27 protein-coding genes and 1 tRNA gene are annotated in these 21,163 nt (G+C 68.0%); 15 read left to right on the top strand and 13 right to left on the bottom strand.

What is annotated here, in order from left to right:
• Positions 1-15: 15 nt before the first annotated feature.
• Together GFK26_RS26370 and GFK26_RS26365 are read left to right on the top strand one after the other, a co-directional pair.
• On the top strand, positions 16-1,284 hold the full coding sequence (locus GFK26_RS26370) for an aspartate kinase (protein ID WP_153284552.1): 1,269 nt from the start codon (positions 16-18) through the stop codon (positions 1,282-1,284).
• Positions 1,285-1,311: 27 nt separating this feature from the next.
• Positions 1,312-1,404, top strand: a tRNA-Ser gene (locus GFK26_RS26365).
• A gap of 120 nt (positions 1,405-1,524) precedes the next feature.
• On the opposite strand, the gene GFK26_RS26360 is transcribed toward GFK26_RS26365, so the two are convergent.
• The 5 genes from GFK26_RS26360 to GFK26_RS26340 form a co-directional block, all read right to left on the bottom strand.
• Positions 1,525-1,746, bottom strand: coding sequence for a hypothetical protein (locus GFK26_RS26360; RefSeq protein WP_153284551.1), 222 nt, complete (start codon positions 1,744-1,746; stop codon positions 1,525-1,527).
• A 29-nt stretch (positions 1,747-1,775) separates the two neighbouring features.
• Positions 1,776-2,051 carry a hypothetical protein gene (locus tag GFK26_RS26355; RefSeq protein ID WP_153284550.1) on the bottom strand — a complete coding sequence of 92 codons (276 nt, stop codon included), beginning with the start codon at positions 2,049-2,051 and terminating at the stop codon, positions 1,776-1,778.
• A gap of 130 nt (positions 2,052-2,181) precedes the next feature.
• A complete protein-coding gene (locus tag GFK26_RS26350; protein WP_153284549.1) occupies positions 2,182-2,715 on the bottom strand; it encodes a nucleoside 2-deoxyribosyltransferase in 534 nt (177 codons plus the stop codon).
• A gap of 59 nt (positions 2,716-2,774) precedes the next feature.
• Positions 2,775-3,212: a hypothetical protein gene (locus GFK26_RS26345; RefSeq protein ID WP_153284548.1), complete on the bottom strand. Its 438-nt coding sequence runs from the start codon at positions 3,210-3,212 to the stop codon at positions 2,775-2,777.
• A gap of 138 nt (positions 3,213-3,350) precedes the next feature.
• Positions 3,351-3,557 (bottom strand): hypothetical protein, encoded by a 207-nt coding sequence (locus GFK26_RS26340; protein ID WP_153284547.1) that lies wholly within the window; start codon positions 3,555-3,557, stop codon positions 3,351-3,353.
• 90 nt (positions 3,558-3,647) lie between these two features.
• Between GFK26_RS26340 and GFK26_RS26335 the strand changes: the two genes are divergently transcribed.
• The 8 genes from GFK26_RS26335 to GFK26_RS26300 all read left to right on the top strand — a co-directional run bounded on the left by GFK26_RS26335 (position 3,648) and on the right by GFK26_RS26300 (position 9,795).
• Positions 3,648-4,868, top strand: a complete 1,221-nt coding sequence (locus GFK26_RS26335) for a helix-turn-helix domain-containing protein (protein WP_153284546.1) — start codon at positions 3,648-3,650, stop codon at positions 4,866-4,868.
• Between the two features lie 46 nt (positions 4,869-4,914).
• A complete protein-coding gene (locus tag GFK26_RS26330) occupies positions 4,915-5,616 on the top strand; it encodes a hypothetical protein (RefSeq protein WP_153284545.1) in 702 nt (233 codons plus the stop codon).
• A gap of 34 nt (positions 5,617-5,650) precedes the next feature.
• The gene (locus tag GFK26_RS26325; protein ID WP_153284544.1) at positions 5,651-6,409 is read left to right on the top strand and encodes a DUF899 domain-containing protein; all 759 of its coding nucleotides are present in this window, start codon (positions 5,651-5,653) and stop codon (positions 6,407-6,409) included.
• 35 nt (positions 6,410-6,444) lie between these two features.
• The gene (locus GFK26_RS26320; protein ID WP_153284543.1) at positions 6,445-7,014 is read left to right on the top strand and encodes a hypothetical protein; all 570 of its coding nucleotides are present in this window, start codon (positions 6,445-6,447) and stop codon (positions 7,012-7,014) included.
• 104 nt (positions 7,015-7,118) lie between these two features.
• Positions 7,119-8,189 carry a putative FMN-dependent luciferase-like monooxygenase gene (locus GFK26_RS26315; protein ID WP_153284542.1) on the top strand — a complete coding sequence of 357 codons (1,071 nt, stop codon included), beginning with the start codon at positions 7,119-7,121 and terminating at the stop codon, positions 8,187-8,189.
• Between the two features lie 10 nt (positions 8,190-8,199).
• The gene (locus GFK26_RS26310; RefSeq protein ID WP_153284541.1) at positions 8,200-8,823 is read left to right on the top strand and encodes a CMD domain protein; all 624 of its coding nucleotides are present in this window, start codon (positions 8,200-8,202) and stop codon (positions 8,821-8,823) included.
• A gap of 8 nt (positions 8,824-8,831) precedes the next feature.
• Positions 8,832-9,443: an alkylhydroperoxidase domain protein gene (locus GFK26_RS26305; protein WP_153284540.1), complete on the top strand. Its 612-nt coding sequence runs from the start codon at positions 8,832-8,834 to the stop codon at positions 9,441-9,443.
• A 94-nt stretch (positions 9,444-9,537) separates the two neighbouring features.
• Positions 9,538-9,795, top strand: a complete 258-nt coding sequence (locus GFK26_RS26300) for a hypothetical protein (RefSeq protein WP_153284539.1) — start codon at positions 9,538-9,540, stop codon at positions 9,793-9,795.
• 13 nt (positions 9,796-9,808) lie between these two features.
• Here the strand turns inward: GFK26_RS26300 and GFK26_RS26295 are convergent, their stop codons facing one another.
• The 3 genes from GFK26_RS26295 to GFK26_RS26285 form a co-directional block, all read right to left on the bottom strand.
• The gene (locus GFK26_RS26295; RefSeq protein ID WP_228121788.1) at positions 9,809-10,531 is read right to left on the bottom strand and encodes an AP2 domain-containing protein; all 723 of its coding nucleotides are present in this window, start codon (positions 10,529-10,531) and stop codon (positions 9,809-9,811) included.
• A 77-nt stretch (positions 10,532-10,608) separates the two neighbouring features.
• Positions 10,609-11,319 carry a Crp/Fnr family transcriptional regulator gene (locus GFK26_RS26290; RefSeq protein WP_153284538.1) on the bottom strand — a complete coding sequence of 237 codons (711 nt, stop codon included), beginning with the start codon at positions 11,317-11,319 and terminating at the stop codon, positions 10,609-10,611.
• Between the two features lie 158 nt (positions 11,320-11,477).
• Positions 11,478-12,137, bottom strand: a complete 660-nt coding sequence (locus GFK26_RS26285; protein WP_228121787.1) for a hypothetical protein — start codon at positions 12,135-12,137, stop codon at positions 11,478-11,480.
• Between the two features lie 395 nt (positions 12,138-12,532).
• On the opposite strand from GFK26_RS26285, the gene GFK26_RS26280 reads away from it, so the two are divergent.
• Positions 12,533-13,558: an AraC family transcriptional regulator gene (locus GFK26_RS26280; RefSeq protein WP_194273957.1), complete on the top strand. Its 1,026-nt coding sequence runs from the start codon at positions 12,533-12,535 to the stop codon at positions 13,556-13,558.
• A gap of 274 nt (positions 13,559-13,832) precedes the next feature.
• Positions 13,833-14,621 carry a winged helix-turn-helix transcriptional regulator gene (locus GFK26_RS26275; protein ID WP_153284536.1) on the top strand — a complete coding sequence of 263 codons (789 nt, stop codon included), beginning with the start codon at positions 13,833-13,835 and terminating at the stop codon, positions 14,619-14,621.
• Between the two features lie 8 nt (positions 14,622-14,629).
• Here the strand turns inward: GFK26_RS26275 and GFK26_RS26270 are convergent, their stop codons facing one another.
• Positions 14,630-15,004 (bottom strand): c-type cytochrome, encoded by a 375-nt coding sequence (locus GFK26_RS26270; RefSeq protein WP_228121786.1) that lies wholly within the window; start codon positions 15,002-15,004, stop codon positions 14,630-14,632.
• A 174-nt stretch (positions 15,005-15,178) separates the two neighbouring features.
• On the opposite strand from GFK26_RS26270, the gene GFK26_RS26265 reads away from it, so the two are divergent.
• Entirely contained in the window at positions 15,179-15,859 is a 681-nt protein-coding gene (locus GFK26_RS26265) for a hypothetical protein (RefSeq protein ID WP_153284535.1), read from the top strand.
• 28 nt (positions 15,860-15,887) lie between these two features.
• Here the strand turns inward: GFK26_RS26265 and GFK26_RS26260 are convergent, their stop codons facing one another.
• Genes GFK26_RS26260 through GFK26_RS26245 form a run of 4 tightly spaced genes read right to left on the bottom strand, consistent with a single transcriptional unit; the run spans position 15,888 to position 19,346 of the window.
• On the bottom strand, positions 15,888-16,694 hold the full coding sequence (locus GFK26_RS26260) for a PPK2 family polyphosphate kinase (RefSeq protein ID WP_153284534.1): 807 nt from the start codon (positions 16,692-16,694) through the stop codon (positions 15,888-15,890).
• Positions 16,695-16,742: 48 nt separating this feature from the next.
• A complete protein-coding gene (locus GFK26_RS26255) occupies positions 16,743-17,213 on the bottom strand; it encodes an RNA-binding S4 domain-containing protein (protein WP_153284533.1) in 471 nt (156 codons plus the stop codon).
• Between the two features lie 19 nt (positions 17,214-17,232).
• Complete coding sequence (locus GFK26_RS26250; RefSeq protein ID WP_153284532.1) at positions 17,233-18,657, bottom strand: sensor histidine kinase; 1,425 nt, start codon at positions 18,655-18,657, stop codon at positions 17,233-17,235.
• An 8-nt stretch (positions 18,658-18,665) separates the two neighbouring features.
• Positions 18,666-19,346: a response regulator transcription factor gene (locus tag GFK26_RS26245; protein ID WP_153284531.1), complete on the bottom strand. Its 681-nt coding sequence runs from the start codon at positions 19,344-19,346 to the stop codon at positions 18,666-18,668.
• A 151-nt stretch (positions 19,347-19,497) separates the two neighbouring features.
• Here GFK26_RS26245 and GFK26_RS26240 point away from each other — a divergent pair, with 151 nt between their 5' ends.
• Entirely contained in the window at positions 19,498-20,457 is a 960-nt protein-coding gene (locus GFK26_RS26240; RefSeq protein ID WP_153284530.1) for a Bug family tripartite tricarboxylate transporter substrate binding protein, read from the top strand.
• A gap of 145 nt (positions 20,458-20,602) precedes the next feature.
• A complete protein-coding gene (locus tag GFK26_RS26235) occupies positions 20,603-21,154 on the top strand; it encodes a tripartite tricarboxylate transporter TctB family protein (protein WP_153284529.1) in 552 nt (183 codons plus the stop codon).
• Positions 21,155-21,163: the final 9 nt, after the last annotated feature.

The following is a 21,163-nucleotide window of genomic DNA, read 5'->3' as shown; positions in this document are numbered from 1 at the left end:
TCTCTGATTTCATCCATGGCATTGATCGTTCACAAATATGGCGGCACGTCGATGGGCTCGACCGAGCGCATCCGCAACGTCGCCAAGCGCGTCGCCAAATGGGCGCGTGCGGGCCACCAGATGATCGTGGTGCCCAGCGCCATGAGCGGCGAAACCAACCGCCTGCTCGGTCTTGCCAAGGAGCTCTCACCGGGCAAACCCGGCGTGGCCTATCACCGCGAACTCGACATGCTCGCCTCCACCGGCGAACAGGCCTCGTCGGCGCTGCTGGCGATGGCGCTGCAGGCCGAGGGCGTGGAATCGGTGAGCTACGCGGGCTGGCAGGTGTCGGTGCGCACCGACAACTCGTACACCAAGGCCCGCATCGAGAGCATCGACGACGCCAAGGTGCGCGCCGACCTTGAGGCCGGCCGCGTCGTGGTCATCACCGGCTTTCAGGGCGTGGACGACGAGGGCAACATCACCACGCTCGGCCGTGGCGGCAGCGACACCTCGGCCGTGGCCATCGCAGCGGCCATGAAGGCCAGCGAGTGCCTGATCTTCACCGACGTCGATGGCGTCTACACCACCGACCCGCGCGTCGAGCCCGATGCGCGCCGCCTGACCACCGTGAGCTTCGAAGAGATGCTCGAGATGGCCAGCCTCGGCTCCAAGGTGCTGCAAATCCGCTCGGTGGAATTTGCCGGCAAGTACAAGGTGCCGCTGCGCGTGCTTTCGAGCTTCACGCCGTGGGACATCGACATCAATGAAGAGGCCAAGTCCGGCACGCTGATCACTTTCGAGGAAGACGAAAACATGGAACAAGCCGTCGTATCCGGCATCGCATTCAATCGCGACGAAGCCAAGATCTCGGTGCTCGGTGTGCCCGACAAGCCGGGCATCGCGTATCACATCCTCGGTGCCGTGGCAGACGCCAACATCGAGGTCGATGTGATCATCCAGAACCTCAGCAAGGACGGCAAGACCGACTTCAGCTTCACGGTGCATCGCAACGAGTTCGCGCGCACGGTCGAGCTGCTCGAGTCGAAGGTGATGCCTTCGTTGGGCGCCACCGAAATCGTGGGCGACACCAAGATCTGCAAGGTCAGCATCGTGGGCATCGGCATGCGCAGCCACGTGGGTGTGGCCAGCAAGATGTTCCGTGTGTTGAGCGAAGAGGGCATCAACATCCAGATGATCTCGACGAGCGAAATCAAGACCTCGGTCGTGATCGATGAAAAATATATGGAATTGGCCGTGCGCGCGCTGCATAAAGCGTTCGATCTCGACCAACCGACCGCTTAAGTAATGGCATAATTGCGGTTGCTTTCAGGAACTGTGACCGAGTGGCCGAAGGTGCTCCCCTGCTAAGGGAGTATGGGGTGTAGAGCCTCATCGAGGGTTCGAATCCCTCCGGTTCCGCCAGGATTGGCTTCCTGATCACTTTGCAGTGATCAAACAGCCCTTAAGAGCCCCGCCAGTCGGGGCTTTTTTGCGTCTGCTCGCAACGCACGTCACTCCCGCCAAAAAGGCGAGGCGATGTCTTCAGGACGGCTGCGGTACCAGCGCGGACAGCGTCGCGATCGGCGCTGTGCCCACATGCAATTCGCAAGGATCGCAAGGCACGGCAATCTGCCGCCCGTCGAAGCGCACGCGCACATGCGGATAGGTCGCTCCAGTGATCGTGCCCGGGCGGCCTTCGCTGATGACGCGATCCCCGCGATGGAATGTTCGGCCGAAGCGAAGCCTGATTTTTTCAAAGCTCATTTCAGAGTCTCCTGGAGTGCATCCGATGCTCAGCGCGAAGTGTCGGATTCGATCGGAGGCCGGACCAGCGTCGCGGCCGTGTCTTGAAGGATCAACGCGTGGTCCGGGTCGTGGCTGAGGTAGGGGCTGGTCATCAACTGGCCGATCAGCCGGTCGAAGTGGAAGCGGACCTTCGCCGGCTCGGGGTGCGCGGCGTACAGGGCACGCAGCATCGAGACGATGGCGCTGATCTGCGTGGTCAGGACTTCCATGGAACCCAGGCGGCCCGCCGCTTCGAAAACTGCTTGTTGGTCTGAGGGGGGCATCTTGGCCTCCTTTTTGGGGCGTTGGAATGTCCAACGTGAAAAGAGGCTTAAAGGATTACTTTTGAAGAAAAACTCCCCAAAATTGGGGATGTCTGGCCTTCTATTCGTGACTTATGTCACGAATTTTGGCTCACTGCCGCTTGGCGGGGGCAGACCCCCACACCTCGGCCAGCACTCGCAACGCGTCGGTCGCCAGGTCCGAACAGCGGACCGAGCAGGCGAGCATGAGGTTCAGTGGCAGCCCGAAATCTTCGATCAGCGTGCCCTCGGGATCGCGTAAGGAGCCATCCGGATCGCGGCCGACGAGGCCCGCGGTGCCGGCGCGTTGCGCATAGGTGCCCGGCGGGATGCCGTAGGCGGCCACCGGAAGGCCCAGGGCGATGGCCACGCCGACCTCGAACACCGTGCCCGAGTCCGGCTCCAGGCCGCGGAACGGCGCGAGGTTGGCAATGACGCCGTCCGCCGACCGCAGCAGTTTCATGTTCTCTTCGTAGATCCGGCGCGCCGGGTCGGGGCCGGCCTCCTTGCCGTCGAACGGTGGCACGGCCGTCATGCCGAGGGCGTCGCAGGCCAGTGCCAGCGCGGCGAAGTACTGCGCGGCGTCGGGCCGGAACACGTCGGGGCCCGCGAGGTAGACCCGTGGACGCGTGGGGGAGGAGGGCATCTGTCGAGTATGCGACCACCCCCGTCAAGACCCACGGGAAGGGCGGCCGGCCCGGTGGGTTACTTCTTCATCGCCTTGACTTCGGCCATGCCCTTGCTTTCGTCGGCCTTGGCTTGCTTCACGCACGTCGACTTGGCTTCGCCCTTCTGGTCGTCGCATTTTTCCTTGGCGACGCTGTAGGCCACTTCGACCTTGGCTTCGGCCACCTTGCGGGCATTGCCGTCGCTGGGCTTCATCTTCTGATCGAGTTCGGCCTTGGCGATTTTTTCCTTGCCCTTGGCTTCCTCCACGCAGACGTCCTTGGCGTTGTCTTTCATGGCATCGCACGCGGCGCGGTCTGCCTTGTAGTCGGCCGAGATCTTGTCGCGGGCTGCCTTGAACTCGGCCACCGCCGGATCGACGGGGGCAGGGGGCGGCGTGTTCACTTGCGCCTGCACAGAGACAGCCGTGACACAGGACACGGCGGCGGCGCACATCCACATGAGCTTTCTTTGCATGGTCATCTCCTTGAAGACGCCGGCGGTTGTCTCGTTGCAACAAGCGCAAGAGAGCCGGCGCCCGAAAGCCATCCTAGGAAGCGATGGCGCCCGGGCGGTAGGACGCCTCGCGAAGCCGCCGTCAGCGCATGCTGACGCTCAGTGGCCTTGCGTTGTAGTGTGCGTGCGCATCTCGCTGTGCAGGGCGCGCTGTCCCGAGGCCAGTGCGAGCTCGTAGCTCTCGACCGGGTCGAAGGCGCAGCGAAGGACGGTGGGGTGCGCACCGTCGGTGTCGGTTTCGAGCAGCCGCCAGACAAAGGATCCGGGAGCCGGCTCGTCGATGATGAGTTCGATCGGATGTGTCATGACCCCACCATGTCCGCTCGCACGGCGGCTGTCTGTAGGCGAAGGGCGACCGATGCCGGGCGCACCGGCGGTGTTGTAGCCTGTCGCCCCATGGATTCCCTCATTGCCGCCTCCGCGCGTGCGCTCGCTGCCGGCGACGCGCTGGGTGCCCTCAAGCGCGTGGCCCTGCGCGACGACCCGCCGGCGCTCGCGCTGCGCGGCATCGCCATGGCCCAGCTGGGCGAGCATCCGCGTGCACGCGAGTTGCTGCGGCACGCGGCGCGCGGCTTCGGGGCGCATGAAGAGTTGGCGCGCGCGCGTTGCATCGTGGCCGAGGCCGAGGTGGCGCTCGCGATGCGCGACCTGGGCGGTTCGCCGCGCGCGCTGATCGCGGCGGCCGTCACGCTGGAGGCGCGCGACGATCTGGCCAATGCGCTGCAGGCGCGGCTCATCGCGGCGCGCCGGCTGCTGCTGCTCGGCCGGCTCGACGAGGCCGCCGCCGCGCTGTCGCTGCTCGACGGCCACAGCCTGCCGCCGTCGCTCGCGGCGGTGGCCGAGCTGGCGTCGGCGGAACTCGCCTTGCGCTCGCTGCGTACCGGCACGGCACGGGCAGCGCTCACCCGCGCGCATGACGCGGCCCTGCGGGCGCGCGTGCCGGCGTTGCTGGCCGAGGTGGCGGAGGCACGCGCCGCGCTCGAACGTCCCGCCGCCCGGCGCATCGCCGCGGACGGCGAACAGGCCCTGCGGCTGGACGAGGTCGAGGCGCTGCTTGCATCCGATGCGCTCGTCGTCGATGCCTGCCGCCGCGGTGTCGGCGGCGGCGACACCTGGCGTTCGCTCGCGCGACGGCCCGTGCTGTTCTCGCTGGCGCGTGCGCTGGCTGCGGCCTGGCCCGGTGATGTCGACCGCGACGCGCTGATCGCCGACGCCTTCCGCACCCGCGACCCCGACGAAACGCACCGCGCGCGGTTGCGCGTCGAGATCGGCCGGCTGCGCGCGCTCGTCAAGCCGATGGCGCGCATCGAGGCGACACCGCAGGGCTTCATCCTCACGCCGCACGATGCGCGACCGATCGTGGTGCTGGCGCCGCCCATCGACGGCGACCAGGCCTCGCTGGTGGCGCTGCTGTCGGACGGCGCCGCCTGGTCGACCTCGGCCCTCGCGCTGGCCCTGGGCGCGAGCCAGCGCACCGTGCAGCGCGCGCTGGTCGAACTCGAGGCGCAGCGGCGCGTGCGTGCCATCGGGCAGACGCGGGCGCGCCGCTGGCTGGCCCCACCGCTGGCGGGATTCACGACGATCTTGTTACTCCCCGCCGCACTGCCGATTGAATAGAGTCGGGCTCATGCGCTGCCCCGTGGCGCACCTACAGGAGCCCCCCATGAGCAGCAGCAACAACAGTCAGAGCAGGAAGGCAGCAGGCAAGGACCGGTTCGAAGGCGCGGTGCAGGCCGCGGAGATCGTGCGCGAATACGGCCCGTTCGAAGGCGTGGAGCGCATCCACGGCGTGACGCACGACGGCCACCAGGTGTGGGCCGCCACCGGCGGGCAGCTGGTCGCTTTCGACCCCGCTAGCGGCGAAGCGACACGCCGCATCGACGTCGCCTGCGATGCCGGCACCGCCTTCGACGGCACCTGCTTCTATCAGATCGTCGAGGCGCGCATCGACAAGATCGATGCCACCACCGGCAAGGTGCTGGCGTCGATTCCCGCACCCGGCAACGGCTCCGACTCGGGCCTCACCTGGGCCGAGGGCAGCCTCTGGGTGGGCGAGTACCGCGACCGCAAGATCCACCAGATCGACCCGGCGACCGGTGCGATCCGCCGCACCATCGAATCGAACCGCTTCGTCACCGGCGTGACCTGGGTCGACGGCGAACTCTGGCACGGCACCTGGGAAAGCGACCAGAGCGACATCCGCCGCATCGACCCCGCGAATGGCGACGTGATCGCGCGGCTCGAAATGCCCAACGGCGTCGGCGTGAGCGGCCTGGAGTCCGACGGCGCGGGGCTCTTCTATGCCGGCGACGGCCGGGCCAGCAAGGTCCGCGCGGTGCGCCGCCCGAAGGCCGCCACGGCCTGAACGAACGACACACAAGCCAAGGAGCACACACACCATGAACACCACCGTGAATCACCCCGTCGTGACCCCCGACCGCTGGATGGACGCGCGCAAGGCCTTGCTGGCGCGCGAGAAGGAGCTGACCCAGCTGCGCGACCGCATCGCCGAGGAGCGCCGTTCGCTGCCGTGGACGCGCGTCGAGAAGGCCTACATCTTCGAGACCCCCACAGGCCGCCGTTCGCTCGCCGACCTGTTCGAGGGCCGCCGCCAGTTGCTGGTGCAGCACTTCATGTTCGGCCCCGACTGGGAGCAGGGCTGCAAGAGCTGCTCGTTCATGGCCGACCATTCCGATGGCATGCGCGTGCACCTCGCACACCGCGACGTCACGCTGCTGGCCGTCTCGCGCGCGCCGCTGGCCCGCATCGAGGCCTTCCGCCGGCGCATGGGCTGGGAGTTCACCTGGGTCTCGTCGCACGACAACGACTTCAACCACGACTTCGGCGTGAGCTTCACGGCCGACGAAATGGCCAGCGGCGCGGTCGCCTACAACTACGTGAAGCAGCCGTTCCCGAGCGAAGAAGCACCCGGCGTCAGCGTGTTCTTCAAGGACGACGCCGGCGACGTGTTCCACACCTACTCGACCTACGGTCGCGGCGTGGAAGTGATGATGGGCACTTACAACATGCTCGACCTCGTGCCCAAGGGCCGCGACGAGCACAACGCGTCCTACACGATGGAGTGGCTCCGTCACCACGATCGCTACGAACCCGCGCCTGCTGCTAGCGCCGGTGGCTGCTGTCACGCGAAGTCGTAAAAGCGCGCGACCTGGCGTGTTGAACGGTCAGCATCATGGCAAGCCTCTGGCCCTGGCTGGTGGTGGCGGGAATGGGCGTCCTGCACGGCCTGAACCCCACCACCGGCTGGATGTTCGCCGCCGCGTGGGGCCTGCGCGCGCACGACAAGGCGCAGGCGCTGCGGGCCCTGTGGCCGATCGCGGTCGGGCATGTGGCTTCGGTCGCGCTGGTGGTCGTCGCGGTGGCTCTCGGCCTGTCGATGGACCGGGGCCTGCTGCAGTGGCTCGCCGGTGGGTTGTTCGCGGTGGTCGCGCTCGTTCACCTGTCGGGCCGACTGCCTGCCATGGCGCGTGCGCCGGCGGGGCATGCGGGGCTGGCGCTGTGGTCTTTCATGATGTCCACCGCACATGGCGCCGGCCTGATGCTCGTGCCGGCGCTGATCCCGTTGTGCATGGGCGATGCATCGACGGGTGCGATGAATGGCTCGCTGCTGCTGGCGTTTGCGGCTGTTGCGCTGCACACGGCAGCGATGCTCGCCACCACCGGGCTGATGGCCGTGGGCGTCGGTGCGGGCGTCGGCTGGTTGCGGCGCCTCGCACGGCGATCGCCCGCGGTGCCGCATTGAACGCGCGATGCGCGCAAAGCGCATAAGCAAGCGCGAAAACCGGATTTCCATTCGACCGGCTTGCGGCGCAACACTCGAAGGCTCTCGATCACGCAGGCCTTCGGATGCCCGGTACCTTCACTTCCCCGCGCAAGCGGCTCGGCTTTTTCAGCCGGTTGCTCGACGATGCCCCCGCCGCCGAGCGCTACCGCCTCGTTGCCGCGCAGATCGCCCACGCCGAGGCCTTCGGCTTCGATTCGGCATGGGTGGCGCAGCATCATTTCCATGAACACGAGGGCGGCCTGCCGTCGCCCTTCGTGTTCCTCGCCCACGTGGCCTCGCGCACGCGGCGCATCCGCCTGGGCACGGGCATCGTCACACTGCCGCTGGAGAACGCCGTGCGCACCGCCGAAGACGCGATCGTGCTCGACCTGCTCTCGGGCGGCCGGCTCGAAGTGGGCGTCGGCACGGGCGGCACGCCGGCGTCTTTCGCGGCCTTCGGGCTGGACAGCGACGACCGCGCGGCGCTGTTCGAGCGACAACTCGCCACGGTGCGCGATGCCTGGGCCGGCCGGCCGCTGCCCGGCGGCGACACGCTGTATCCGGCGGGCGCGCAACTGCTCGGGCGGCTCTGGCAGGCCACGTTCTCGGTGAGCGGCGGTACGCGCGCGGGCACAGCCGGCGACGGGCTGATGCTCTCGCGCACGCAACCGCGCGCTGCGCAGGCGCCCCATGCATCGCTGGCCGAACTGCAGGACCCGATCGTCGACGCCTACCTCGCCGCGCTGCCGCTGGGCCGCACGCCGCGCATCGTGGGCTCGCGCAGCGTCTTCGTGGCGGACACCCGCAAGGAGGCGCTGCGCCTCGCCGAGATCGGGTTGCGCCGCGCGGTGGTGCAAGCCGCTGCCACAGGGCAGGTTGGCCTTGCTGACCGCGTCCGCGCCGACGCGCCACTCGACGAACTGATTGCCGCGTACGACGTGCATGTCGGCGCGCCCGACGACGTCATCGCCTCGCTGCACGCCGACCGCACGCTCGCGCGCGTGACCGACCTCGTGTGCCAGGTGCATTCGGTCGACCCGCCGCATGCGGCCATCCTGCGTTCCATCGAACTGACCGCCACCGTCGTTGCGCCCGCCCTGGGCTGGACGCGCGATGCGGGCGTGCCGGACCTTCAATCGCTTGCGCTTCTCTAGGCTGCTTCTCATGAATGCTGTTGTCTCTTCTCCTCCCGTTCTCCAGCCCGTCGACGTGATCGACCAGCTGGTGGGCATTGCGCCCGGCAGTGCGCTCGACCAACTGCGCGCGCAGCGCGAGCAAGCGCGCACGCAGGCGCAACAGAGTTATCTCGCGCTGTTCGCGCCGACCGACTCCGTGGCCGGGCACTTCGAGATCGCGGACCGTTTCGCCGTCGCGGCCTTCGTCGCCGGCTTGCACAGGCAGCCTGACGTGGCGCGCTTCTATCGCGAGACCTTGGCGGGGAAGGGCGTGGCGCAGGCCATCGAAACCGAAGTCGCACGCGGCGCCGCGCAAGGGCCGTATGGCCGCTATCCGGAAGGTCCGCTCAGCGTGGAAGACGACGTCGGCCCGGTCTACGCTGTCGACGACGCGCACCGCGCCGTGTTCGGTGAGCGGCTCTCGGCAGGCCTGGCGCATGCGCACCTGCTCGTCTTCCATCCGCGCGATGCCAGCCCGGCGGCACTGCAGGCGCTGCTCGATGCGGGATGGCGCACCACCGAGATCGTCACCTTGTCGCAGCTGGTGGCGTTCCTCGCGTTCCAGATCCGCGTCGTCATCGGCCTGCGCGCGCTGGTCACCACTTCCGCATGAGCGCCCCCATGAGCACTGAATCGACCCTGAACCATCCCGGCAACACGCACCCGCGCACCTTCACGCAGGCGCAGCTCGAATGGCGGCCCTGGCTAGAGCCGCTGAGAGAGGACGAACTGACCGAGCGCCACTTCGCAGGCCTCGTCGATGCGTCGCGCGCCAGGTCGCCGTACTTCCGATTGCTGGCACGCGACCCCGACATCCTCGGCGCGCGCACACGCACCGACAAGGACATCTTCTACAACCCCGAGGCCGGCCTGCCGCGCGCCGAGCGCGAGCTGTCGGCCGCTGCCGCGTCGCGCTTCAACGGCTGCATCTACTGCGCGTCGGTGCATGCGCGCTTTGCCTCGCACTTCTCGCAGCGCACGGACGATGTGCAGCGGCTGCTCGACGAGGGCGTGCAGGCCGATCTGGGTGCGCGCTGGAATGCGATCGTCGAAGCGTCGGTCGCGCTGTCGGCCACGCCATCGACCTTCGGGCCCGCGCACGTCGACGCACTGCGCGCGCAGGGGCTGGACGATCTGGCGATTGCCGATGTCGTGCATGGCGCGGCGTTCTTCAACTGGGCCAACCGGTTGATGCTGTCGCTGGGTGAGCCGCAGGAGCTTGCTGCCGCCTAGGCGCGGATCACCGCACGCCGCTTTGTTGCGGCGGCAAGTGACGGGGATCACAGTCGGGCGCGCGGCGTGCCTTCGTGCCGGCACGATGACCCCCATGCACACCGACGCTCCTGGGTACGCAATCACACACCACGGCCGCGCTTCGGCGCTGGGCTTTGCTTTCGGCAACCCGTTCGTGCGCTGCCGGTGCGGACTGGCTCGCCTGGAGCGCATCCATCGGCGGCCGTGGATGAAGTTGTTTCCGAGCCTGCGCTTCTATCGCTGCAGCCGTTGCGGCAAGGCGCAGCTGGCGTCGAAGCGCGCGGTGCGCGACGCGGTCATCGCGCGCAGGAGTGGGCAGTCCGAGCGCTGAGGTCCGCGGCAACTCAGGAGCTCTTGGCGCGCAATTGTTTTTGGCGCTCGGCGATCGCCATTTCGCGCGCCACGTCGTGGCCCAGCGTGCGCACCGAGAACGACTTGCTCACGCTGCCTTTGCCCGCCGTGTAGGTGATCGCCACCCAGTACCCGGGATGGCCGGGGCGCGGTGTCTTGAATTGCACGCCGCTGACACCGCTCGTGTTGTTGCGCCGAACGATCTCCGATTTCGAGCGCTTGCGCGGCAGCGCCGTTTCGTCGCCGGGCGGTGGGCGTTGGCGGATGGCTTCCTCGGCGGGATGCACCCGCGCGAGGCCGACCATGCGGCCAAGCTGGCGTTGCCGTTCGCCGACGGCTTGCGCACGGGCGGCGTGGCCCCAGTCGGTGAGTTCGAATTCGGCGCGCAGGATCTCTTCGTGGCCGAGGTAGGTCTTGGCCAGCCAGGCCACGGGCTTGCCTTGTGCGGAAAGCCGCGGGGAGACGCCGGGCTCGCCCGTCTTGTTGTTGCTGCGCAGGGTCTGCGCGCGTTCCTTGCGTGCGATGGGCGGGTGCTCCTTCACGATGGTGTCGCGCCAGGCCTGTGCGCATCGCAGCGCCTGCTGGGGACCGCCGTAGCTGGCGTGGCCGAAGAGGCGCGCGTAGCGCACGCCGTTTCGCATGAGCGACACCTCGAAGCCCCAGGGGCGCGGCGAGATGCCGTACATGTCGGCGGGGTTCGGAATTCCTTTGGGCATCGTGGCTTCGGTACTTCTTTTCTACGGCGAGTTTGCAGGAAGCCGGCGCGCCCCACGGGCGCGATGAACGTGGCGTGTCATGGCATTGGGGGGCTGTCGCCGTCCCAAGCGCACAGCTCGTCGGACAGCGCGCGCGCTTCGGGCGGCAGGCTGCCGAAATCGGTCGAGGCGAAGGTCGGCGGCACGTGCACGCCCTGGTCGTCGCGGCGCACCAGCCCGCGGCTTTCCATGTCGCGCATCGTCTTGTTGACGACCTCGCGCGACAGCCCCGAGTACGACGCGATCACCGCCTGCGTGATGCGCTTGTCGTAGCCGCCGGTGGCCGCGGGCGCCAGTTGCGTGAGCTCGTGCAGCACGCGGCTCACGAGGCTTTCGGACGACAGCGACGAGATGCGCCGCAGCTGGCCGCGCACCATGGCAACGCGCTTCATCGCGATCTCCAGCAGGCCCATGGTCACCTCGGGGTACAGCGCGCACAGCCGGCGCACGGCGGCCACGGGCAGGTGGTAGACCGACGAGGGCAGGGCGGCCACGAGCGTCGAGGTGGCCTGGTAGCTGTTCTCGCCGAGCGAGGGGCCGAGGAAGAAATCGCCGCGGCGGATGAAGTCGGTTGTCACGTCGCGGTCGACCGCGCGCAGCAGGCCCGTGGCCACGCAGTAGATGCGGTCGGTGTGCGTGTCGGACTGCAGCACGATCTCGTTGCGCCGGTACGAATGCAGCGCGCTGCTGCGAATCAGGGCGGCGCGCTCGTCGGGCGGCACGCTGGCGATCAGGGGATGGAGATACATGGCCAGGGCGGTTGCGAGACCGGCGGCGGTTCATGCGCATGCGCGAATCCACGGGCGGCGGTCAAGGCGCAGGACGGTGCGGCGTCCCCGGGGCAGCTCGCCATCGAGCGCCCCTTCGCCGGACCGGGCTGCGACAGGTTGCAGGCAACGACGCCATGTCAGCCGGGCTGGAGTTGCGCGAACAGCGTGTCGATCCGGGCGCGTTCCTCGGCGCCTCGCAGACATCGCTCGCGCAGCCACAGGGCATCTCCCTGCCGCGCGATGCGCAGGTCGTAGACGTGCTCGATGTCATCCACCACGACGTCGCTCGCAGGCCGCGCCCTGGCCGTGGGCGCGGGCGCGGGATGCGGTTGGGCGGCCCACAGCGCCAGTTCGATCTCGGCCGGGCTCATCGGCCCGCTGTCGCGCAGCGCGATCCAGTCGGCGTGCAGCTGCGGCTGCGCGGCGATGCCCTTCACGAAGATCGGCTCGCGACCGAGGGCTGCCAGCAGGTCGTCGAGCTGTGCGTGGCGGGTGCGCAGCAGAAAGCAGTCGTCGCGCAGGCAGCTCAGGTCGGTGTCGCCCGATGGCGGAAAGGCCGCGAAGAGCCGGCGACGGATCTCGCGGCTCACGCCCGCCGCCACCTCGGGGCCGTCGGTGTCGGCCAGTTGCGCGAGGTTGGCGATGAAGACCAGCGCACACACCCGGTCCGTCGGCGGCAGGGGAGAAGAAGACCGCACCACGTCGGCATCGCGGCGCGGGCCCGGCAGGCAGGACGCCAGCGCCGCGCGCCATCGTGCGCCGAAAGGTTCGATTTCCGTGAAATACAGAGCAGCCATTTCATCCCCAGTAGAGAAAGTTCCGGTTGACGTTCGATTCGAATGAATGCTACGAATCGCGCCCTTCTTTGACATTCGCTTTCGCGGCACGGATGTGTCGTGATTCACATTCAGATGCAATTGCCCGGCAGACGCCTCGGCCGAAGGGGGAAACGGGCCCGGATCGATGCGCCGATTCGGCCCTTGGCGCGGCCCGAGAGCGTGGTGCGTCAGCAGCTTGCGCCGGTTGGTGCGCCGCTCCATCCCCCCGAACACCCGGGCTGTTATCTCTGTTATCGTTTGTAAAAATTATCCGAGGTCCACGCGGACCTGTCAGGAAAAAAAATCTGGGAGTCCCCGTTCGTGACCCGCGGCTTCTGGCGTTGCGCCGGGCTGCATGGAGGAAGGCGAGCCGCATGTCCGAGACCGACAGTCGCGTCCAGCGCGTTCACACCGGCATGGTGTCGCGCAAGGACGGGTTCGCCTTCTGGGCCGATGAAATCGGTCCGCATGTGGGGTCGCTGGACAGCACCCATCGCACCGACTTCCAGCAGGAACTCACCATCGTCGACACGGCCGGGCTGGCTTTCATGCGGGTGCATGGCAGCGGCGCGAGCATCGCGCGCACCGGGCCGAGCCAGATGCTCGGGGCCGAGGTGTACCCCTATCACCTGCTGATCAAGCTCGAAGGCGGCCTGGCCATCAGCGAGCAGCGCGGGCGCGTCGAGCTCGGCACCGGGGACATGGTGCTGATCGACTCGTGGCAACCGCTGCGCCTGCGCTCGACCGAGGTCACCAATTCGTGGACGCTCGGACTGCCGGAAGCGGTGGTGAACCGCTGGCTGCCCCATGCGGACCAGTCCACCGATCTGCGGCTGGCGGCCGGCAAGGGCTGGGCCGGGATGCTGTCGGGCTACCTGCGCGCGCTGAACGTCGAACACCTGTGCAGCATCCGGAGTCCGGCCGAGCGTCAGCTGCTCGGCGAGCACCTGATGTCGATGCTGTCGTTCGCGCTGGAACAGAACGGACTGGCAGCGCGGCCGGGCGCGCTGGGCGAGCGCGTATCGCCGCGCGATGGTGACCTGCACGCCCGCATGCGGCGCTGGATTCGCGACCACCATGCCGACACCGGGATCGACGCGCAGAAGCTGGCCGCCAGCTTCAACGTGTCGGTGCGCTATGTGCACAAGGTGTTTGCCAAGGCCGGCCGCGGCATGACCTTCCTGGAAACCCTGCAGGGCGACCGCCTGGACGCCGCGGCCCGGATGCTGCGCAGCCCCGAAGGCGCGCGCAAGTTCGTCGCCCAGGTCGCCTACGACTGCGGCTTTGCCGACCCGGCCTACTTCGGCCTCGTCTTCCGCAAGAAGTACGGCTGTACGCCGCGTGCCTTTGCCTTGCAGCGAGAGCTGGCCGGGGCAGGCAAGGCGTTGCTCGCCCACTGACCGGCGCGCTGCCGGCGCATTTCGGGCACGGCGCTGCCGCTGTGCCCGATCCTCATATTTCTGTTCACTTCACTCATACCTGTGAACTTTATTTGGGAATAAATTCACTTCTCAAGGAATTCAGGCGAATAGAAATTCATTTGTAAAAAAATGAATCCATCCCAAACAATTCAAAGCAATTTATTGCGGGGAGCTTGAATGAACAAGGGTAATTCTTCGGCCATCGAGGCAAAAATAGAAGTTTGTAACGCCACGGTGTGCAAGGTAATTTTCAATGTTTGAGCAAAACTCCCCGCACATTGCAGTGTTGGACCCCTCTCCCCGAACGCGGTGGCATGCCAGCCGTGCCGTAAAGATGCTGGGTTATACGCCCGTCGCCTTTTCGCATATCGACGAATTGATTTCGCAGGTTGCCCCTTCCGGCAGTTTCGAGGCGCTGCTGCTTTCAATTCCGTCGGCGCCCGACGATGTGCAAAAACTCGTGGGCCAGGTGCGTGAAACGCTGCGCTACAACACCCCATTGATCATGAGTGCGCGCAAGCGGCAGATTCGCGGGCTGTCGCTGCTGCATGCCGGCCCCGACGACGCCGTGCTGCCGGAGCCGTCGACCTTCGAAGAGATGTATTTCATGCTCGAGTTCTTCCTGCGGCAGCGCAATCGGCCGGTCGTGCCGCGCAGCCTCGAATGGCAGGAATTCAGCTTGCTGTCGCCGTTCGACATGGTCGACGTGGCTGGCACCGAGATTCGCCTGACGCCGATCGAATTCGATCTGGCGGCCGAATTCTTCCGCCACATGAACCGCCCGCTGGGCCGCGAGCACCTGGAAATGATCGGCTGGCAAAGCGGCGTGGCCGCCGGTTCGCGCACGCTGGACGCCAACGTGTCGAAGCTGCGGCGCAAGCTGGGGCTGTACGTCGACCAGCCGCACGGCCTGTCGTTGCACGCGGTCTGGGGCATGGGCTACCAGCTCAGCCAACTGGGCAAGCGCGACGCGCCCGGCACCTGGACGTTCCCGACGGACTTCCGGGTGGAGTCGGCCACGCCGTCGCAGCTGTCGACCTGAGCGGCGATTCAGCGCGCGGGCGCTTGCTGTTGCGGCTGTGCCAGCACCCAGCGCGCGAGCACCTGCGCGTCGGCCTCCGAGACCAGCGACTGGCGCGGCATGATCACGCGGCCCCAGGTGCCGACGCTGCCGTTGCGGATCTTGTCGGCCAGGCGCGCGGGCGCGGCGGCGTCGTTGCGGTAGCGGTCGGCGATCTGCGCAAAGCCCGGGCCGACCTGCTTGTGCACCAGCCCATGGCAGGCCATGCAGGCGTTCTTGCGCGCCAGATCCACGGGGGACGGTTGCGCCTGCTGGGCCGCGGCGCCGAAGGATGCGGTGGCCAGAAGGCCCGCCAGTGCGAGCGGGAGCAGGTGGGAAACGGAAAGCCGGGAAGTGCGGTGCATGGACGGGGGAACGCGGAGCGGGTGAAAACTGTACCTTGCCCCTTTGCGCGCCCCGGATCGCGCGCCGAAATCCCCGCACGGAGGGCGTCGCTCATCCGCGACAAGTCGATTCAGAAGTAACTATATGTATGGTTAAATCCCTCGCAACTACCGCGAAGAGGACGAGGGAATCCCATGAAGTTGCTGCTCAGCATGGCATTGGCCACCGTGGTTCTGGCCGGATGCGCCAGCGCACCGCCGACCGGACCCGGGAAGGGAACCGGCATGTCGTACATGCCGATGGTCGCCATGGAAGGCGTGGACAAGGCGCGCTACGACAGCGACGTGGCCGACTGCCGCACCGCAGCGACCCGCATCACCGCACGCAGCGAATCCGGCGACGCGATGTGGGCCGCACTGGGCCTCGGCCTCATCACCGTGCATGGCCAGGGCATCGTCGCCGCGGCTTCGTACACCGGCGTCACCGCCGCCGTCATCGACTGGAACAGCCGCCCCAGCGGCGCGCTGATTGCCGAACACCAGCAGATCGCCATCGTCCATTGCATGGCCAAGCGCGGTTACCGCAACCTCGACCCGAACGTGCAGGACACGTTCTACGGCAACACCTTCAACCCCGTGCTCGCGCTCAAGCCGCGCCGCACGGGTGTCGACACCTACAACGTCGAGCAACTGGCCAAGGCCGGCCGCTGCAACGTGCAGCCGCGCGCCGAGATGACGGCCAAGGGGCCGGGCTACGAAAACTACAGCGTGCCGTGCGCGAACGGCGTGGCCTGGGCCGTGCGCTGCGAGTTCGGCAACTGCCGCGTGCTGGCGCAGACGCCGATGCGCTCCACGGCGCCCGTGCGCCGCTCCTGAGCCCGCACCACCCGCCAGGCGGGTCGGCTCACTTCACGACCATGCCCTTGAGCGCGGGGTTGGGCGGCGGGGCTTTCAGCTTCATGTCACGCAGCGTCTTCACGAGCAGCTGCGCGATCACCATGTTGCGGTGCCGCTTGCTGTTGGCCGGAATCACGTGCCACGGCGCGTGGTCGGTCGAGGTGGCGGCCAGCGCGTCCTGATACGCCTTCTGGTAGTCGGCCCACTTGGTGCGCACCTCAAGGTCGCCCATGCTGAACTTCCATTGCTTGCCGGGCGTGTCGATGCGGGCCTGCAGGCGCTCGCGCTGCTCGTCCTTGTCGATGTGCAGCATGCACTTGACGACGACCGTGCCGGTCTCCGTGAGCAGCCGCTCGAAATCGTTGATCTGCGCGTAGCGGCGGCGGGTTTCGTCGCCGTCGATCCAGCCTTCGACCACGGGCACCAGCACATCTTCATAGTGGCTGCGGTTCCACACCATGATCTCGCCGGTGCGCGGCACGACCGCGTGGCAGCGCCAGAGGTAGTCGCGCGCGCGTTCGTCTTCACTCGGTGCCTTGAAGGCCGTCACCCGCACGCCCAGCGGCGAGGTGCGCGCGAACACCCAGCGCACCGTGCCGTCCTTGCCGCTGGTGTCCATGCCCTGCAGTACCAGCAGCAGCTTGCGCCGGCCTTCGGCGTGCAGCAGATCCTGCAACTCGTCGAGTTCGAGCGACATGGCATCGAGCGCGTCGCGCTCGGCCGCCTCGTCGCCCACGAGAAAGGACGTGTCGTCGGGATCGATGCGCGAGAGCCTGAACTTGCTGCCGACGCGGTACTTCTTGAACTTGGACATCTGCGAGCGCTCCGTCAAAAAAGAAACGAAGCCCGCAGGGTACGCGAATCAGCGCTGCGGGCGGCCGCGCGGCGGCGGGTGGTCGTCGTCGCTGTCGCTGCTGTCGTCGATCGACGCACTCCAGCGGTTGTCCCACTCGGCCTGGTGACGCACGCCGTCGATCTCGCGCCGGTCGCGCTTGGTGGGCCGGCCCTGCTCGATGGCCAGTGCCGGCTCGCTGCCCATGCGGCGTTGTTCGCGGAAGGCAGCCTGCGCCGCCAGGCTCTCGGGCGTTTCCTCGTACAGCTGCTGGGCCACGGGCGCCGGGCCGCGCTGGCCGCTGAGGCCGCGCACCGTCACGGTCCGCGTGAGCGGGCCCATGCGCATCGCGACCGTGTCGCCAGCCTTGACCTCGCGCGAGGCCTTGGCGACGTCGCCGTTCACCTGGATGCGGTTCTTGCCGATTTCGTCCGCGGCCAGCGAACGGGTCTTGAAGAAGCGGGCGGCCCAGAGCCACTTGTCGATGCGCAGACGGTCCATGAAGGTCGGAAAAGAAAGGTCAGCCATTGTGGCGCGACAGCGGCAGCCGCACCACGGCGTCGAGCCCGGTCACGGTGCCGCCGGCGCCGGGCGCGGTGCGGTTGTCCAAGCTGATGCGCCCGCCCAGCGCCAGAACGATCTCGCGGCAGATCGCCAGGCCCAGACCCGAGCCGCTCGAGGTGTTGCCCGCCGCGAACGGCGCGAACAGGCGCTGGCGCAGCTCGGTCGAAATACCCGGGCCGTCGTCGCGCACGGTGAGCACCGCCTCGTCGCCCTCGGCGTGCACGCGCACCGAGAGCGGGGCGCCCACGGGGCTGTGCTTGATCGCGTTGTGCAGCAGGTTGCGCGTGAGCTCCTGCAGCATCCACTGGTGCGCGCGCACGGTCACGGCGTCGTCGGTGGCCAGTTCGAAGTCGAGCGCCTTGTCGGCCACGAGCGGCGACAGGTCGAGCGCGATGTGGCGCACCGCGTCGCCCAGGTCGAGCAGCGCCGACTCGGGCTGCTGGCGCAGCTGCTCCACCTTCGCCAGCGACAGCATCTGGTTGGCCAGCGCGGTCGCGCGCTCGACGGTCTGGCTGATCTCGACCAGCGCCTGCTCGGGCGCCACGTCGCCGCGGCGCGCCGACTGCACTTGCGCCTTGAGCACCGCCAGCGGCGTGCGCAACTGGTGCGCGCTGTCGCGCACGAAGCGCTTCTGGTGATCGAGCAGGCGCTGCAGGCGGCCCATGACCTCGGTGGTGGCATCAATGAGCGGACGCAGTTCGGCCGGGGCGCCGGGCGCGTCGATGGGCGAGAGGTCGTCTTCCGGGCGCCGCTCGATGGCTTCCCCGAGCTCGCGCACCGGCCGCGTGGCGCGCTGCACGACGACCACGGTGACGAGCGCGATCACGCCCATCAGCAGCAGCTGGCGCCAGAGCATGTCGAGCAGCAGCTTGCGCACCAGCGTCTCGCGCAGCTCCAGTGTTTCGGCGACCTGCACCACGGCCATGCCGCGGCCGCGCGCGCTGGCCACGGGCTGCAGCATCACGGCGACGCGCACCGGCTGGCCACGAAACTCGGCGTCGTAGAAATCGACCAGCGCCGCATACGCGCCGCGGTCGGGGATGCGGCCGCGCCAGAACGGCAGCTCTGCAAAGCCCGAGACCATTTCGCCGTCGAGCGCCGACACGCGATAGAACAGGCGGCTGCGGTTGTCGGCCTCGAAGGCCTCGAGCGCGGAGTAGGGCACGATCGCGCGCAGCCGCGCCATGTCGTCGTAGCCTTCCACGTCGAGCTGTTCGCCGATGGTCTTGGCCGAGGCCAGCAGCGTGCGGTCGTAGGCCGTGGTGGCGGCCGCGAGGCTCTGGCGGTACAGGCTCACGCTGTTGATCACGACGAACACCGCCACCGGCACGAGGATGCCGAGCAGCAGCCGGGCGCGCAAGGACGACATCATCTGCCGCATGCCCACCGTCAAGTCTCGGCCCGCAGCAGGTAGCCCAGGCCGCGCATCGTCATCAGCACCGTGCCCGTGCCCACCAGCTTCTTGCGCAGGCGGTACACGACCACCTCGATCGCTTCGTACTGCACGTTGGCCTCGCCCGGGAACACCAGCTCGAACAGGCGCTCCTTCGTGACGGCGTGGCCCGGCTTCAGCATCAGCGCCTTGAGCAGCGCGAGCTCGCGCGGCGTGAGCTCGAGCAGTTCGGCGCGGTGGTAGATGGCGCCGTTGTCGGGCTCGAAGCGCAGGCCGCCGACCTCCATCGGGTTCATCGTTGCCTCGGGCCCGGCGCTCTGGCTGCGCCGGCGCAGCGCGCGGATGCGGGCCTCGAGTTCGTCCAGGTCGAAGGGCTTGGGCAGGTAGTCGTCCGCGCCGGCGTTCAGGCCCATGATCCGGTCGCCCACCGTGCCGCGCGCGGTGAGCAGCAGCACCGGCGTGCGCAGGCCCTCGGCGCGCGCCTGCGCCAGCACCTGCAGGCCGTCGACGTTGGGCAGGCTCAGGTCGAGCGCGACCACGTCGGGCTCGATGGCGCGCCACTGCGTGAGGGCCTGCGCACCGTCGCCGCAGATGCGCACGTCGATGTGCCGGCGCCCGAGCGTGCGCTGCAGGGTGAGTTGCATCGAGGGGTCGTCTTCGACGAGGAGCAGCTTCATGCGGGGCGCGGATCGGTGGGTGGTCGGTGGGTGCTGCTTCGGTGTTTTCCCCAGTCTGGTGGACAGCCAACTGACAGCGGGGCGGCGCATGATAGCGGCTCAGGTCCAAGTCAGGTTCCACCCGTTCCCAAGTTTTCAGGAGACACCAACGATGCGTCGCGATACCTTTTTGAAGTCCCTGGCCGCACTGGCCGCTGCCGGCGCCTTGCCGCTGTCGGCGCGCGCTGCCGCCAACGTCAAGATGATGATCCCCGCCAACCCGGGCGGCGGCTGGGACACCACAGGCCGTGCGCTGGGCAAGGCCCTGACCGACGCCAAGGCCGCCGACACCGTCGCCTACGACAACAAGGGCGGCGCCGCCGGTGCGCTGGGCCTGGCCCAGTTCGTCAACGGCTCCAAGGGCGACCCGAACGCACTCATGGTCATGGGCTCCGTCATGCTGGGCGGCATCATCACCGGCAAGCCGCCGGTCAACCTGTCGCAGGCCACGCCCATCGCGCGCCTGACCACCGAATACAACGTGTTCGTGCTGCCGTCGAACTCGCCCTTCAAGTCCATGAAGGACGTGGTCGAGCAGCTCAAGAAGGACCCGGGCAGCGTGAAGTGGGGCGGCGGTTCGCGCGGCTCCACCGAGCACATCGCCGCGGCCATGATCGCGCAGAAGGTCGGCGCCGACCCGTCGAAGATCAACTACGTGGCCTTCCGCGGAGGCGGTGAAGCCACCGCCGCCATCCTGGGCGGCAACGTCACCATCGGCGGCAGCGGCTACAGCGAGTTCGCCGAGTACATCGCCGCCGGCAAGATGAAGGCCATCGCCGTCACCTCGGCCCAGCGCCTGCCGGGCATCAACGTGCCCACGCTGAAGGAGCAGGGCATCGACGTCGAGATCGGCAACTGGCGCGGCGTGTACGGCGCACCCGGCATCTCGGCCGAGCAGCGCAAGGCCCTGACCGAGATGGTGCTGGCCGCGCTCAAGAGCGCCTCGTGGGCCGAATCGCTCAAGAAGAACGCCTGGACGCCGGCCGTGCTGTCGGGCGACGCCTTCGCCAAGTTCGTCGACGACGACTTCGCCGCGCTGCGCGCCATCATGGTCAAGTCCGGCATGGTCTGAGTTTGGTTCGCCCCCCGGCCGCGCGCATTTCGTGTCGCGCGCGCCAACCTCCTTCCGGGGACAACACCTGCGGCCTGGCAGCGCCGGTTCCGCGGTGTTTCTGGAAGGAGGCAGTTCTTTTTCCCCACGACTGCGGGAGCAAAAAATGACAACTCCAGAATCCTCGGTCTCGCGTTCCGCTGAGGCCACCCCGGGCGCGGCCCCCTGGCCGCAATACCTCGTCGGCCTCGGCGTGCTGTTGACCGGCGCTGCGCTGGCCTACGGCGCCATCGACATTTCTTCCGAAGCCGGCTACGGCGGCGTCGGCCCCAACTTCCTGCCGTGGATGGTCTCGATCGTCCTGATGGTCTGCGGCGCGTGGATCACCTGGGAAGCGTTCAGTGGCGGCTTCCGCGAACTCGACGCACCCTCGGGCGCCGACAAGGGCTACTGGCCCGGCTTCATCTGGGTGGCGGCGGGCCTGCTGCTCAACGCGGCGCTCATCACCAGCATCGGCTTCATCCTGAGCTGCACGCTGTGCTACCTGCTGGCTGTGCAGGGCCTGCGCCGCGCCGCAGGGCAGGCGAAGGTCAACGCGCCGGCCACCTGGGGCACCGACTTCGTGACAGGTCTGGCGATCTCGGCGCCGGTCTTCTGGCTGTTCACCAAGTTCCTGGCCATCAGCCTGCCGGGTCTCACCAGCACCGGCTGGATCTGATCGGAGCCC

The organism is Variovorax paradoxus (assembly GCF_009498455.1).
Classification (GTDB): Bacteria; Pseudomonadota; Gammaproteobacteria; order Burkholderiales; family Burkholderiaceae_C; genus Variovorax; species Variovorax paradoxus_H.
Note: the sequence above shows the minus strand (reverse complement) of the source record. Positions and strands in the feature narration are given on the sequence as shown.

Excerpts from the sequence above, each read along its gene's own strand:
- GFK26_RS26350 (WP_153284549.1), bottom strand. The coding sequence starts at position 2,715 with ATGCCCTCCTCCCCCACGCGTCCACGGGTCTACCTCGCGGGCCCCGAC.
- GFK26_RS26325 (WP_153284544.1), top strand. The coding sequence starts at position 5,651 with ATGAACACCACCGTGAATCACCCCGTCGTGACCCCCGACCGCTGGATG.
- GFK26_RS26275 (WP_153284536.1), top strand. The coding sequence starts at position 13,833 with ATGTTTGAGCAAAACTCCCCGCACATTGCAGTGTTGGACCCCTCTCCC.
- GFK26_RS26345 (WP_153284548.1), bottom strand. The coding sequence starts at position 3,212 with ATGCAAAGAAAGCTCATGTGGATGTGCGCCGCCGCCGTGTCCTGTGTC.
- GFK26_RS26305 (WP_153284540.1), top strand. The coding sequence starts at position 8,832 with ATGAGCACTGAATCGACCCTGAACCATCCCGGCAACACGCACCCGCGC.
- GFK26_RS26355 (WP_153284550.1), bottom strand. The coding sequence starts at position 2,051 with ATGCCCCCCTCAGACCAACAAGCAGTTTTCGAAGCGGCGGGCCGCCTG.
- GFK26_RS26240 (WP_153284530.1), top strand. The coding sequence starts at position 19,498 with ATGCGTCGCGATACCTTTTTGAAGTCCCTGGCCGCACTGGCCGCTGCC.
- GFK26_RS26235 (WP_153284529.1), top strand. The coding sequence starts at position 20,603 with ATGACAACTCCAGAATCCTCGGTCTCGCGTTCCGCTGAGGCCACCCCG.
- GFK26_RS26320 (WP_153284543.1), top strand. The coding sequence starts at position 6,445 with ATGGCAAGCCTCTGGCCCTGGCTGGTGGTGGCGGGAATGGGCGTCCTG.
- GFK26_RS26310 (WP_153284541.1), top strand. The coding sequence starts at position 8,200 with ATGAATGCTGTTGTCTCTTCTCCTCCCGTTCTCCAGCCCGTCGACGTG.
- GFK26_RS26255 (WP_153284533.1), bottom strand. The coding sequence starts at position 17,213 with ATGGACCGTCTGCGCATCGACAAGTGGCTCTGGGCCGCCCGCTTCTTC.
- GFK26_RS26360 (WP_153284551.1), bottom strand. The coding sequence starts at position 1,746 with ATGAGCTTTGAAAAAATCAGGCTTCGCTTCGGCCGAACATTCCATCGC.
- GFK26_RS26300 (WP_153284539.1), top strand. The coding sequence starts at position 9,538 with ATGCACACCGACGCTCCTGGGTACGCAATCACACACCACGGCCGCGCT.
- GFK26_RS26335 (WP_153284546.1), top strand. The coding sequence starts at position 3,648 with ATGGATTCCCTCATTGCCGCCTCCGCGCGTGCGCTCGCTGCCGGCGAC.
- GFK26_RS26260 (WP_153284534.1), bottom strand. The coding sequence starts at position 16,694 with ATGTCCAAGTTCAAGAAGTACCGCGTCGGCAGCAAGTTCAGGCTCTCG.
- GFK26_RS26295 (WP_228121788.1), bottom strand. The coding sequence starts at position 10,531 with ATGCCCAAAGGAATTCCGAACCCCGCCGACATGTACGGCATCTCGCCG.
- GFK26_RS26245 (WP_153284531.1), bottom strand. The coding sequence starts at position 19,346 with ATGAAGCTGCTCCTCGTCGAAGACGACCCCTCGATGCAACTCACCCTG.
- GFK26_RS26315 (WP_153284542.1), top strand. The coding sequence starts at position 7,119 with ATGCCCGGTACCTTCACTTCCCCGCGCAAGCGGCTCGGCTTTTTCAGC.
- GFK26_RS26285 (WP_228121787.1), bottom strand. The coding sequence starts at position 12,137 with ATGGCTGCTCTGTATTTCACGGAAATCGAACCTTTCGGCGCACGATGG.
- GFK26_RS26265 (WP_153284535.1), top strand. The coding sequence starts at position 15,179 with ATGAAGTTGCTGCTCAGCATGGCATTGGCCACCGTGGTTCTGGCCGGA.
- GFK26_RS26370 (WP_153284552.1), top strand. The coding sequence starts at position 16 with ATGGCATTGATCGTTCACAAATATGGCGGCACGTCGATGGGCTCGACC.
- GFK26_RS26250 (WP_153284532.1), bottom strand. The coding sequence starts at position 18,657 with ATGCGGCAGATGATGTCGTCCTTGCGCGCCCGGCTGCTGCTCGGCATC.
- GFK26_RS26290 (WP_153284538.1), bottom strand. The coding sequence starts at position 11,319 with ATGTATCTCCATCCCCTGATCGCCAGCGTGCCGCCCGACGAGCGCGCC.
- GFK26_RS26270 (WP_228121786.1), bottom strand. The coding sequence starts at position 15,004 with ATGCACCGCACTTCCCGGCTTTCCGTTTCCCACCTGCTCCCGCTCGCA.
- GFK26_RS26280 (WP_194273957.1), top strand. The coding sequence starts at position 12,533 with ATGTCCGAGACCGACAGTCGCGTCCAGCGCGTTCACACCGGCATGGTG.
- GFK26_RS26330 (WP_153284545.1), top strand. The coding sequence starts at position 4,915 with ATGAGCAGCAGCAACAACAGTCAGAGCAGGAAGGCAGCAGGCAAGGAC.
- GFK26_RS26340 (WP_153284547.1), bottom strand. The coding sequence starts at position 3,557 with ATGACACATCCGATCGAACTCATCATCGACGAGCCGGCTCCCGGATCC.